This is a genomic window from Brevibacillus sp. FSL K6-6036 (assembly GCF_037964015.1).
In the GTDB taxonomy this organism is placed as follows: Bacteria; Bacillota; Bacilli; order Brevibacillales; family Brevibacillaceae; genus Brevibacillus; species Brevibacillus borstelensis.
In genome coordinates, this window is sequence record NZ_CP150173.1 from 2,652,895 (window position 1) to 2,664,740 (window position 11,846).

At 48.0% G+C, this 11,846-nt stretch carries 13 protein-coding genes and 2 pseudogenes; 4 read left to right on the forward strand and 11 right to left on the reverse strand.

Features of this window, described 5'->3' with window-relative positions; genetic code table 11:
• Window positions 1-46 precede the first annotated feature (46 nt).
• Window positions 47-319, reverse strand: a pseudogene (locus NST37_RS13255) (MFS transporter); the annotation flags it as partial.
• A gap of 182 nt (window positions 320-501) precedes the next feature.
• Between NST37_RS13255 and NST37_RS13260 the strand changes: the two are divergent.
• Both NST37_RS13260 and NST37_RS13265 read left to right on the forward strand, forming a co-directional pair.
• Window positions 502-1,083: a TetR/AcrR family transcriptional regulator gene (locus tag NST37_RS13260; protein ID WP_339185501.1), complete on the forward strand. Its 582-nt coding sequence runs from the start codon at window positions 502-504 to the stop codon at window positions 1,081-1,083.
• A gap of 362 nt (window positions 1,084-1,445) precedes the next feature.
• Entirely contained in the window at window positions 1,446-2,366 is a 921-nt protein-coding gene (locus tag NST37_RS13265; RefSeq protein ID WP_003390431.1) for a DUF4261 domain-containing protein, read from the forward strand.
• On the opposite strand, the gene NST37_RS13270 is transcribed toward NST37_RS13265, so the two are convergent.
• The 8 genes and pseudogenes from NST37_RS13270 to NST37_RS13305 form a co-directional block, all read right to left on the reverse strand.
• On the reverse strand, window positions 2,367-2,510 hold the full coding sequence (locus NST37_RS13270) for a hypothetical protein (protein ID WP_155808007.1): 144 nt from the start codon (window positions 2,508-2,510) through the stop codon (window positions 2,367-2,369). It lies immediately after the preceding gene.
• Between the two features lie 33 nt (window positions 2,511-2,543).
• Window positions 2,544-2,981: pseudogene (locus NST37_RS13275) on the reverse strand (SRPBCC family protein).
• A gap of 1,086 nt (window positions 2,982-4,067) precedes the next feature.
• Window positions 4,068-4,211, reverse strand: coding sequence for a hypothetical protein (locus tag NST37_RS13280; protein WP_155808006.1), 144 nt, complete (start codon window positions 4,209-4,211; stop codon window positions 4,068-4,070).
• A complete protein-coding gene (locus tag NST37_RS13285; RefSeq protein WP_003390435.1) occupies window positions 4,208-5,179 on the reverse strand; it encodes an AraC family transcriptional regulator in 972 nt (323 codons plus the stop codon). The genes NST37_RS13280 and NST37_RS13285 overlap by 4 nt, the downstream gene beginning before the upstream one ends.
• Window positions 5,180-5,650: 471 nt before the next feature.
• Window positions 5,651-6,865 carry an MFS transporter gene (locus tag NST37_RS13290; RefSeq protein WP_327956702.1) on the reverse strand — a complete coding sequence of 405 codons (1,215 nt, stop codon included), beginning with the start codon at window positions 6,863-6,865 and terminating at the stop codon, window positions 5,651-5,653.
• Between the two features lie 243 nt (window positions 6,866-7,108).
• A complete protein-coding gene (locus NST37_RS13295; protein WP_003390437.1) occupies window positions 7,109-7,441 on the reverse strand; it encodes a metalloregulator ArsR/SmtB family transcription factor in 333 nt (110 codons plus the stop codon).
• Window positions 7,441-7,875 carry an SRPBCC domain-containing protein gene (locus NST37_RS13300; protein ID WP_003390438.1) on the reverse strand — a complete coding sequence of 145 codons (435 nt, stop codon included), beginning with the start codon at window positions 7,873-7,875 and terminating at the stop codon, window positions 7,441-7,443. The genes NST37_RS13295 and NST37_RS13300 overlap by 1 nt, the downstream gene beginning before the upstream one ends.
• A gap of 268 nt (window positions 7,876-8,143) precedes the next feature.
• Window positions 8,144-8,386 (reverse strand): hypothetical protein, encoded by a 243-nt coding sequence (locus NST37_RS13305; RefSeq protein WP_003390439.1) that lies wholly within the window; start codon window positions 8,384-8,386, stop codon window positions 8,144-8,146.
• Window positions 8,387-9,031: 645 nt separating this feature from the next.
• Here NST37_RS13305 and NST37_RS13310 point away from each other — a divergent pair.
• Window positions 9,032-9,532, forward strand: a complete 501-nt coding sequence (locus tag NST37_RS13310; RefSeq protein ID WP_339185504.1) for a hypothetical protein — start codon at window positions 9,032-9,034, stop codon at window positions 9,530-9,532.
• A 57-nt stretch (window positions 9,533-9,589) separates the two neighbouring features.
• On the forward strand, window positions 9,590-9,802 hold the full coding sequence (locus tag NST37_RS13315; RefSeq protein WP_339185505.1) for a hypothetical protein: 213 nt from the start codon (window positions 9,590-9,592) through the stop codon (window positions 9,800-9,802).
• 177 nt (window positions 9,803-9,979) lie between these two features.
• Here the strand turns inward: NST37_RS13315 and NST37_RS13320 are convergent, their stop codons facing one another.
• Together NST37_RS13320 and NST37_RS13325 are read right to left on the reverse strand one after the other, a co-directional pair.
• On the reverse strand, window positions 9,980-10,882 hold the full coding sequence (locus NST37_RS13320; RefSeq protein WP_152562248.1) for a putative RNA methyltransferase: 903 nt from the start codon (window positions 10,880-10,882) through the stop codon (window positions 9,980-9,982).
• 221 nt (window positions 10,883-11,103) lie between these two features.
• Complete coding sequence (locus NST37_RS13325) at window positions 11,104-11,568, reverse strand: DinB family protein (protein WP_024983608.1); 465 nt, start codon at window positions 11,566-11,568, stop codon at window positions 11,104-11,106.
• Window positions 11,569-11,846: the final 278 nt, after the last annotated feature.

An 11,846-nucleotide genomic window follows, 5' to 3' on the forward strand; every position in this document is an offset into this window, starting at 1 on the left:
AATGAAAGGGCTTATTAAAGTCTGTCTACTTGACAGGGGTAAGACCATAACAAAGTTGGGTAACGGTAATCACAATGCCAATCGATGAATGACGAAGTCCGAACTCCCGAGCCAAAGAGTCGAGCAGCGGTTGAGCGAAATAGATACTGGCTACAGCCATCCCGCAGGCGGCCGCGAACAGCAGTGCAACAGAGCGAGACATCGATCTGACCGGTATACAAGAGGCAGTAGCGGACTCCGGTTGCCCCCTGTCCGCAATGGCTCCGTCCTTTTGATCGACAACGACTTCTGTTTTTTGGGAAAGCCCCTCTCCACTCAAGCTACAACCCTCCAGTTTCATAGCGAAGAAAAATTTTATACTGATCGGTACATAATTATCCTTTCCCATTTATACAGCTCGCGAACTTCATATGTCAACAAAATTCTCTTCTCGATTTGACACAATACTGGCAGAAATATAAAATCATATCATACCGTTCGATATAAAAAGGGGTTGTTGTGATGGCTCGCTCACGAGAATTCGATGTGGAAAAAGCATTGGACGCAGCCATGCATGTATTTTGGAAAAAGGGATACGAAGCGACTTCACTCAGCGATTTGACGGCTGAAATGGGCATCCAACGGCCAAGCATCTATTCAGCTTTCGGGGACAAAAAAGAGTTGTTCGAAGCAGCGCTGAGGAAATATACACGATTCCACGCTTCCCGTGCCCGGGCGGCACTCCAAAAACATCCGTCTGTGAAAGACGCGTTTCGGTCTTTTTTTGAAAGCTTGACCGCTGAGGACTATGACCAAAATCCGGCCCGGGGATGCTTCTGCATCAACACAATGGTCGAGCTTGCACCACACGATGAGAAGTTTGAAGTTCTTACGAGGGAGCATCAGATGTATCTTTCGGCGATTTTTCAGGAAACGCTTGAACGAGGGATACAAACGGGAGAACTGAAGACAGTCAAGAATGCAAAAGCTCTTGCGCAAACGCTTGTCGTGTCGGTCATCGGGCTCACCGTCATGATGAAATCTCGCCCGGACCGCTCCTTTATCAATCATGCCGTAGAGGTTACCCTCTCATTGATCAAATAGCCTGTTTGGAGACGAGCGTTACTTAAACCTCCTCGTTTCGCAAAAAAGCTCCTTCCGCTATTAATATGGCGTTACTCTCATAGTGGAATGATCCCTCCTGAACGATGTGGAATCTCGCAATACTTAGCTGGATTCCAGTCTATGTTTGGTGTGCATCCGGTTTCAGGTGAAAAATATGATGGAAGCAGATGGAAGCACCTTATATAATAGGACTATTACGGCGAGCGAGCTCTCATTTTTTATCCGGAGCAGGATTTGCTGAAAGGACGCTTCGACCGTACATACTCCCTGTATGCAAGCTGAGGGCAAAAAAAACAACGCGGAACCGGGTTACAATCAACGCTTCGGCCAAGGAGGAAAAAATGGAAAAGAAGGATATTCTGGATCAGGAGAAAGACTTTGGGTTTGCACGGGTTTATGGGGTTGAACTGAAATACAGGCAGCAGCCAAAACTGGATCGGGCGCTCCTCTATGAAAAAATGAATCTCTACACGGGCAAAATCGAACAGCCGGACCGGGAAAAAACAGATGACCCTGCCCTTGCTGTTTGGGAAGCCAACGAAGCCGATAAGGAGCTGCTGATGCACTTCTTCCATTTAAACTACATGGTACAGTACGCGGAAGGAGAAATGCCCGCTCAGACCAGCTTACTGAATTTCGAGAGCCGGCCTGCGGCAGAATACGAGACCGCGATTCAGCAGTCCTGGCATTGGCAAGAAGCAGCTCAAACGCTAAACGAATGCAACTATTCACTCCTTTTGGTCGATATGATGGCATCCGGGCTGGAGCCTCAAGCAAGATTGCAGCTTTTCACCGGCGCCCTTCGAGCGGTACTGGAAGCAGCTCCTTGCGATGCGATCTACTTTCGGGCGAGTGACAAGCTTGTAGAGCCCCAGGCTTATTTGGCTGCCATCGAAGAAGGTGCCATCTTATATGGAGCTATGAATATACGCTTTTATAACGTGCAAGGGACGGGAAGCGGTCGGGCGGAAGGCCTGATGGACTCGATCGGTCTCGCTGCACTTGGCATTCCCGATGTTCAGTGCCATTTTTATGATCTCGACCCTTCTGAGGTTGCCGATCATTTAATGAATATTGGCTATTATTTGTTTCACCAGGGAGACGTGATCGCTGACGGGGAAACTGTCGGTTTCAGCGAAGATATGCGTTGGCGCTGCGAGCACCAATATGCGCTCGCGGCCCCACATCGCGTCGTTATCGATATCGATCCGGGAGAACCTTATTATGCTGGAAGGCAGGGGTACACCGAAGCAGATCGTTAATCACGGCTGATTGAGGACATAAGGATTGTCCTGTGAAAGCGGCATGACAAGCGTTTTGGCAGAAGCGGAAGCTTGCCGGAAACCGGTGGTTTGAAAACAGGGCAGCAATGGCTCCAGAAAAATGGAGTGAAACCCGCAATCCATGGGGTTTCACTCCGCCTGTCGCCGACTCATTTTCTATTCCTTTACTAATCCTCCTCTCAAATTGCGAACACCAAACTCCAAATACCCTTTCAGACAGGTCAGCATAAATACCCACCCTTCTTTGTTGTCCACCAATTTGCTTATCAGCTCTTCATCATTCTCATTAAAGCCTTCTTCGTTTACTTCAATAATCGTACTGGAATGATCCAACTCTGTCAGGGTAATGGCAACCACGTGTTCCTCTTCGGGGGGCCCCTATTTGAACACGATTTTTTTATCGACCTCCACTTCGATTACGTGAATCTCCGCTGTTGCATCATAAAGATCGTATTTCAGTGTGATCGTCTTGCCTTGTTCCCATCTTTCAGAGCTTGACGAAAACCAGAAATTCCCGATTTTCAAAGGGTCTACGAATGCCTCAAACACTTCTTTAGCCGGTTTTTCTATCTTGAATTTTGTCAGGTTGTTCATACCTCGCATCAGCTCTCTTTTCTGGTTAAGTGGACCTTCCTAGCGAAAAATCGACAGAGAATGTCTGTTCACCTATGCGTGCACTACTATTATGTACATGTTTATCCTAAAAACCCGTTCATAGATCCGGATCGTAAAGCCGCGTTTCTGACATATGCAGCGATAGTAGTTGATGAGTTCTACCTTGAGAATATAAACGCTTTGCCATCCGCGTTGCATATTTGCGTCCCATTCGGCAGCTCAGCATAAGGCTGTTCCCAGTGCACATGCCCGCAGAACACCAGCGTGCTCTCTCCAGCCTCCAATACCGTCCGTATACCGGCATGTCCCAACTGGCCGGAGTTCACTCCTTCGGGCCCCTGGTGAAGCAACAGCACATCGGGCTTTTTCCGTAAAATCTGGTTCAGCGCAAGCAAATACCCTGGTTCCCCGGCATTGCCGTTACATAAGGAATCCGGTCAGCAGGTTCCCATTCGATTTGTTTGATTCTCATGCTTGCATCACCACATCTCTCAGTTTGATCTCTATCGTACCTGAAGACATCGTGAAACGCACTCCCCCACAGGTTGGGATTCATAATTACGCCTTCTTGGAATATAGCAATGGCAGAGTCAGCGTGACAGATATCGCACCGGAATTCCTTTCGCCGACCGCAAATGGCTCCCATCGCTCACCTGCCCCCGGATTCGCAAATTTCAGGTACAGGAAGGCGAAGTAGTTCACTCTATCCTCACACATATCGATGAGACCAAAAAACAGGAGCTTCTGAAGCAGATTGCCCTTTATATTGAAACCAGGCCCGAATCGGGAGCGTGGCCTACCGAGCCTTTGATACCTTGACATACGCAGCGGCCCTTATAGAGCACTCTTGTGCACGTATACCGAGCGGTAAGCCCGTCTTGGCGTGTTGGAACGTACTTGGCCTTCATCAGTCAATAGCACAGTTACGTATTTCCTCCATTGCCTCTTTCACATTTCTCTCCGGATTCAGTGTACGGATCATTTCTTCAGTGAGGGGAGCACCGCATTCCCGTTTTCTTGTTCGAAGAAACAATCTTTTTGAGCGTTCACTGTTTTTCGGAAATACTAGCTCTTTGTTTCATACACGATGCTTGCCAGAAAAGCGGAAGGCAGCACTTCCCCGCCAGCGTCGTATGCAGACTCAACGAACACCTCCAGCTTTTCCTCCGAGGAGATCTCTGCCTCCCCTATCGTGACGTTGTGTTTCATCCTTGGCCCGACTCCTTTGCTCTTGCGATTTCGCTTGGGTTATAACCGAACGTTTTGCGGAACAGGGAAGCAAAATGGCTTATATTGTGATAACCGACCATCACAGCTGCCTCGCTGACATTGGCCTTTCCTTGCTCCAGCAATTTACGGGCTTCACTCATTCGCAGGCCTCGGACATAGCCGAAGACCGTTGTGCCGAACAATTGCTTAAAGCCGAGCTTGAGCTTGTAGTCGTTAAGGCCGACGAGTCTGGCCAGCTCAAGCAAACCGGGAGGCTCTCTCCACGTGCGTGTCAAAATCTCTCTCGCATAATGAAGGCACTGGATATCACCTGCATTCAGCTTGGATTCCGCACGAACCCGTTTTTCCACTTTTTCCGCCGCATCCAAATGATGGACCAGGAGCTCATACGCTTTTCCTTCGAGGAACATCCTTTGGAGCTTGCCGGAATAAGGGCACTGTTTGATTTGCTCGGCGATAAGCGAAAGATGGGGCGAGCCGGCGGTTTGCCTGCAAAAGGATGGTTTCTCCGATATCCGGGAAAGTTCGGGCAGCAGTTCCCGGAAATACCGAACGTCGACCCGAAGTTCCAGATGCACGTACCTCTCCACGGGAAGCAGTTCGAAACGCAGCTTCGAATCTTGAATATAGATGAGATGGGAAACGCCAGGTGCCAAACAATACCCCCGGGATGAGCCAGCCGTTTCCCAGAAACCTTGACCTGAAAGCGTATAACCGATTTCCAGGTGAGGATAACGGACCCCGACGTCCAACGTCACAGGCTCGTGAATGCTTCCCTCATACAAATTGATCTCCATGCCTGTTCGGAGCAAAATCCGCTGCAATTGAGCAGCCCCTCCCAATATCGGAATGGATTGAAAGTGCTGTTCAGGCTGAGGAGAGACGGTGACATCGCTTAGCTCCTCGATCATGCACCCCAAGTCATGGGTATCCAGTTGAAGCTTCAAACCAGCTCCCTCCCTCCCCTGTTTGATAAAATGACCATACGAGCGGTTCCACCTTGGAGGAGAAGAAGTTTCCACGGGAAACAAGCAAACTTATTATTCACAGTTTAAATAATAATGAAAATCATTGTCAACAAAGATTGTAAAAAGCGGCTGCAGCGACCTTTGCAGTGTATCGTACCTTCCAAATATTTATGGCAAGAATCCAACCATTATCTTCGCCTGACTTACGCCTTTGCGCCGTTAGAAGATTTGAAGATGGGAATCTATCAATCGGGTGCAATCATTCGGGTACTGGCAAAACATCGATAGAAAGTGTTTCTCCTGTATTTTTGGTTCAATCCTAGAGGACCTATTACCAATTATTAGGTATTCACCGAACACAAAAAAGCCACCAAAAGGAAACATGGTGGCTGAGTATCGATTTTTGCTGTCAGGATGTCCGCTCAAACCGCAAAGCAAAAAGACTCGATGCTATTTGCTTACGTCCTGATGGGCAGCAGTAGTCTCGATTGCCGCCCCTGTCTGCGTTCGGACAGCAAGCAGCGTAACAGCCATAATGATGACGAATAGGGCCACAAAGACGAAAGGCAGATGTTTGTCTAGCGGGTAAAGGCTCGTGCTGAGAATAGGGGCGATCACAGCAGATATGCCCTGAACTGCTCCCACAAGCCCTGCTACTCCCCCCTGCTGCTCGTGGGAAACTGCAAGCGATGCTCCCGTCATAAATCCCGGCATCATCAGCCCGGCCCCAATCCCGAACAGGAAAAACGCTGCGTAATAACCTGCCATGCTGATGACGAACAAAAAAAGCGCCATGCTGCTCACCAGAAGCAGCGAGCCAGCCAGGATCAGCGGCTTGGGCTGCCATTTCGGGTTTTTCATTTGTAAGCCTTGCGTAACAATCATCGCAACACCGCTGAGCATCAGTCCCATGGAGATCATTCGTGCGGTTTCCCGGGTAGACAGGGATAATTGATCCTGGAAATAAAAGCCGCCGACGACTTGCAAGGTGATAATGCTGAGCATCGTAGCCAATCCGGCAAACAAATACAGGTGGACGCCTTTTTGAAACGGTTTCACCTTCTTCGGCTTTTCCCGAATCACCGGTTTTTGAGCCGGGATCATCAGCAGGACCACGCCAAATGCCACCAAAGGCAACAGCGAACCGATATAGAGCGGCCAGATCAGATCGATGAGTGCAAAAGCACCGGCAATCGCCGGACCAAGTACCAGTCCCATTCCATTAGCTGCCCCGATTACGGCCATTCCCGCCGAACGGCCTTTTTCATCCGTGATATCAGCCATATACGCTTGCGCCGACGACGGAACAGCAGGAATAAACATCCCGACCAGACCTCGTGCCACGATCAGCATCACAACCAAAAAACCGCCGCTGACGAGCCCGGCCAGACCGACATACATCGTCGCTGTGAACAGTACATAGCTTGCCAGCATCCCGAGAAAGCCGATTAATATAACGGGCTTTCTGCCTTTTACATCGCTCCAGTTTCCCCATACCGGAGCCATTGCCGCCATCGCGATAGATCCCAGCGAAATGATCAAGCCTGAGTGAGTCTCGCTCAACCCCAGCCCGCGTATCAACGGAGGCATGACGGGGGCGATGATCATCAAGCCGACCATCGCGACAAAAACGCTAAAGAAAATGCCGAATCGAATTCGCAACATTTGAACATCCTTCTCCTTCCGCAAACAGCCTCTACTCAGCATGTTTGTTTCGATGGTAAGAGAAAAACAGAACAGCTGCTACCTCGATAAGGATTCATTTATGCGGTAAAACGGATTTTTTTAATTTTTGCCGGTAGCCGCCTTGGAGCGTCAATTGACAAAACCATTCTCTGAAAGGCATGGCCGATTCACGTTTTCGAACATCCAGCGAAAAAAAGACACCAGCGCTACGCTGGCGTCCATTCAGTCTCCGCTCTCCGGCTGAGACTCGACCACATGTGTAAGGATCGACAATTTGTTCGTCCAAAACTGTTCGTAATAAGAGAGCCACTCTTTCAATTCGCTTAACGGTCCGGGATGAAGGCGGAAACGCTTTTCCCTCCCTACCTTGCGTCCGCAAACCAATTCGGCCTCCGAGAGTATTTGCAGGTGTTTCGCAACTGCTGTTCGACTCATCGGAAAGTGGGAGGTGATTTCAGAAATAGGCAGTTCTTTTTCTGAAAGCAATTTTAAGATCTCTCTGCGAGTCGGGTCAGCAATCGCCTGAAATACGTCATGTTTTTGTACGGCTGACATTAACCCTCAACCGCTTGGCGCAATCTGTCATGAACAATGGACTCCCATCCGTTGTTCATGCGGTCGCGAATGACTGCCGCTTCCTCGTTGGCCTTCGGCACAGTTGCGTCCGGCTGCTTCCATCCGCTGTGAACCAGGGTAAATTCCGTCTTGTTGCCCAACTCTTTTAACGTAAAAGAAACGACCCAACCATCTTTATCCCATGAAAAAGAAAGGCGGTGAGGCTCGTCGATTTCCAGGACTTTGCACGGCGAGGGACCAAAAGGTGATTGCAGGTGGAACTCGTGCCCCACGACTGGCTGAAAGTCATTGGGCATAAACCAGGCTGCAATGCCTTCTGCAGTGGATACTGTATTCCATACTTTTTGAATCGGGGCATTAAGCACAACCGTCTTGTTGATATCCGGTACGGTGTTTTTTTGATTCGAGTCCATTATGTGTTCTCCTTTGTTCTGCCGGTTTATGAAACCAATTGGTTTCGCTTTTGATTATATAAAACCTTTTGGTTTCGTGTCAACAATGCCCTATCGTGAAAATGGCCGGGATTTATCCCAACTATCGTCCAATTCCAACGGTTCCGTCGTTTTTTATATGGCAGCACTCTTGTATGTAAGTTTGTCGACCTTTGATCTTGTTTATGTATCCTCCCTTTTATTTTCCAGTAGCAGTGAGAAATTCTCCCCGCTTCGGTCGCCTGCGCGTTTATGAGCCGTATTGTTTTAACCGCTGATTCATTTGCTCCTGCTCTTGTTCTTGCTTCTGCTCTTGTTCTTGCTTCTGTTCGGTTTCTTTCTTCCGAAGCTCATTTCGAACTTCGGCTAAAAGCTTCTCAAGTTTAGCTACTTTCGTTGACTCATCAATTCCATTTCTTACGGCTGTTTTAATGAGCAAATAGGCGATATAGAGTACAACCACACACAATCCCAAGAAGATTAACAAATCCAAAACGTCTCTCCTCCCTCTCTGACCGTCCGCCTCAAGACATTGACCACTTCCGCAAAAGCAAGTTCCATTACTTGGACTTTGCTTTCTCCCAGGTTGAAATCTTTTTCCAGGCTTTAGCAGACTGTGCTTTTACAACCAGGCAATAACATGGATAGTATTGGTTTTCTGTGAAATATATCCAAAATATGTTACCATTTTTCTCCCCCAAAAAAATACACCTGAAAACGAAAAAAGGTGGTCCGCATGATTGAAACAAACAGACTGGTTTAACAACTGTATGAACTATCTGCCATTCCGCCCCTGCATAGAATCCTATCCGACTCCGTCACCATGCGTTTCACAGAAGGGGTTGCCGCCTGCAAAGCGTTTGCATTCAATGACCCCCAGTTGCCAAGACTTTGCACAAATATGGCGACCGTCCATACCGCTTCTGCTCATGTTGCCGAGAAGATCGGGATGAAATGAGTAAAGGAATTTATAAACAATGGCAAACAAAATAAACTAACCGATTTGTATTCCGTAGCAAGCGACACCAGACACGCTATGACATTGGTAAGATAACGGAACATACAAGCTTGCTGAAAAAATACATGTCCGTGTTCTCTCCTTCATTGGCAAAACTATGCTTGAGGTGAGCCAATGTCGATGAAAAGCAGATGTACTTGTCTTCTGTTTTGCCTGTCCCTGGCAAGCATATCTTTTGCCACTGCATCCAGCGCCAATGAATCCGGCGAAGGGTACATCAAGATGTTTGACAAAAAGCTCGAAGAAGCTCAACGAGCGAATGCATGCAAAGAGCGCCTAAGACGGCTGGAGCCACCCGAACCGGTAAAACTCCAAGACCCTCCCTTTTTGCCTGAAGGAGCTTTTCCGTCAGTCGTTCTGCCCATCAATGAGATCGTGCAAACAGGAAAAAAACTCCCTTATCGAACGATCGTAAGCCTTCCCTCCTATCAGCGCCCTGCATACGAGGAACATTGGCACAGCACTGTCGGGCGCTGGAGTTATATGCCGAACCGAATCCACTATGCCCTCCATCGGTTGTTTACTGCATACGATATCGGACTTTCCAGCTGGTACGATTTTGAGCACAATATGGGTCTTTCCATCCCCATGTTTCAGAATGAAAAATCACTGGACTTGTAAATCGTTGCCTTTCAAACAGAAGTGACCCAAGTTTATACAAAAGGAAATCAAGTCGTTGTGGTAGGAAAACCGAAAAGGACGGGAGCAGTCGCGATCACCATCAAAACGGGGGATCTAGAGCCTGCAAACAAAGCGGAGCCACTGCTCGTCCAGTTGGCGACCACAAGCGGGGACGAAATAGATTATTCGCTCATTGAATATGTGCCGCCAGATTTTTGGAACAAGCAAAATGAACAGCTGAAAAAACAAGAACGAAAAAAAGACGCTTGAAAAAAGCGTCTTTACGTGTATTGGCACCTTGCCAAACGTATTGCTTACCGACAAAGACAGTACTGTCGGGAATGCTTGTAATGTTTGGATATACGAATGGCAACAAGGTCACTTCCCGCACACGGGTCGCATGAACCAACCTTTTCAGGCGTCAATCCGCGGTCCGCGGGATCAAAACTATTTTTTCTTCCCATACAATATCCGCAGATCAATCGTGATCTCGGAAATATCCATATCTTTTGCCTTCTGCAAGTCCTCTTCCGTGCATCCCCACGATAACGGTGTCATCCGAATCAACGGTTCGACCAGCGCTTTTTCAAGCTTCCAACTATATTTCAGCCGCTCACTTTCTACAAGCTCAAACGCTTCTGTAAATCTCGCGACCGTATTGTCGTTTGCGTACAACTGCTTGTCGCTTTGCTCATAGAAAATTGCCCGCAGCTCCTGGAGATATCCGCTTTCCGGGATTACCTTGATCACCATTCCATCGTCTTTGAGCATACGTTGGCACTCTGCGTAATTCGAAGGCGACAAGATCGCCAGAATGAAATGAAATTGCTGGCTGGCAAATGGGCAATTGGCAATATCGGCGACACACCAGATCATATCCGGATAGTCTCTGGAGGCGAGATAGATCCCCTCCTTGGCAATATCAGCCCCCACTGCCAACAACTCGTGAGGCGAGCTTTGCACGATCTTTTCTCGGATAGCAAATAAATGCGAGCCTTCTCCACATCCTGCATCCAATATCCTCAGCGGCTCGCGTGTCGACTCGTGCTCACGGATGATCCTGCCGCCAATCTGATCGACCAGCGGCTGAAACACTCCGCTCTTGTAAAGACTCCTTCTCGATTCGAACATTTGTTTATCGTATTTCGTTTTGAGGCCGTGGGACAGAACATTCACGTACCCCTGTCTGGAAAGGTCAAAGGTATGATGATTCGTACATTGCAGGCTTTTCTCAAGAATCAGCTCCATGGCCCCTGAACAAAGCGGACAACGAAACAAGCCATTATTCGCTGAAATAAGACCCGCAGACTTGATCTTCTTGCTGTTATTGGACACAAAAAAGCACCCCATTCATTCGTATTTCGGTGAATGAAAAAGGCACAGATAAATAAACCCAGCCATTTTGACTGAGATTACATAATCTGTACCTTACATTACCGTAAACGAATGAATTGGATGATCATGTTGGTAACCTCTCCCGTAACAAATCTGGCGAAGGGGATATTTCCCTTGCGACATTAAGTATAGCACTTTTCGTTATGGGAAAAAAGGTTATGGAAAACAGAGTGCTTTTACAATAATCCTCTGCCGATAAAATTGGCGGATACCGGCTGCAGACCAAGCTCTCTCGCCCAGATGGACAGCTGTCCCATATGGTGGATCTCGTGCGCGATCACATGCCTTACTATTTCTCCTTGTGTGTACGCTGTTTCGGACCAGGAAACGGTCACTTTCTCTCGTTCATTTTCACCAGACCACGATTCCAGAAAGGATGCGATTTCACTGCGGCATGAATCGGAAAAATCTTTCACCCGATCAAGTGACTGGTAGTCGCCAAAATTCGGCTCAGTGTCCGGTTTGCCTTGGATCCCGAAGATGATCCAGCTATACTCCACATCCACGATGTGAAACAGCGTGTACAGAATGCTGCCGGCTCCGCCCACACGGCTGCGCAGCAATTCTTCGCGGGGCAGTTGCTTCAACAGCTCCAGCCATTCATCTCTGACCATCCAATTATAGTGGAACAATGCTTGCATGTTTTCCAGCTCCTTTTCCGCCAAAAGATTGGATTCGAATTTGCCCCCGTAAACGGAAGAAATCGTTTTGGGCGTTCACTTTGCCATCTTTCTTGGTCAATGCCGAGAAGCTCGTACTTTTTCCATTTGACTCAACACTCTTTGAAATTGAGGGTGTATATTGTTTGTCGTACAATTCTGAAATCTCTCTCCATCTCGAACAACTATTGCTATATTATGCTTTATGTAACAAACATTATCAATAACCGCTACATGATAGACATTCCTTCTAGGATGAT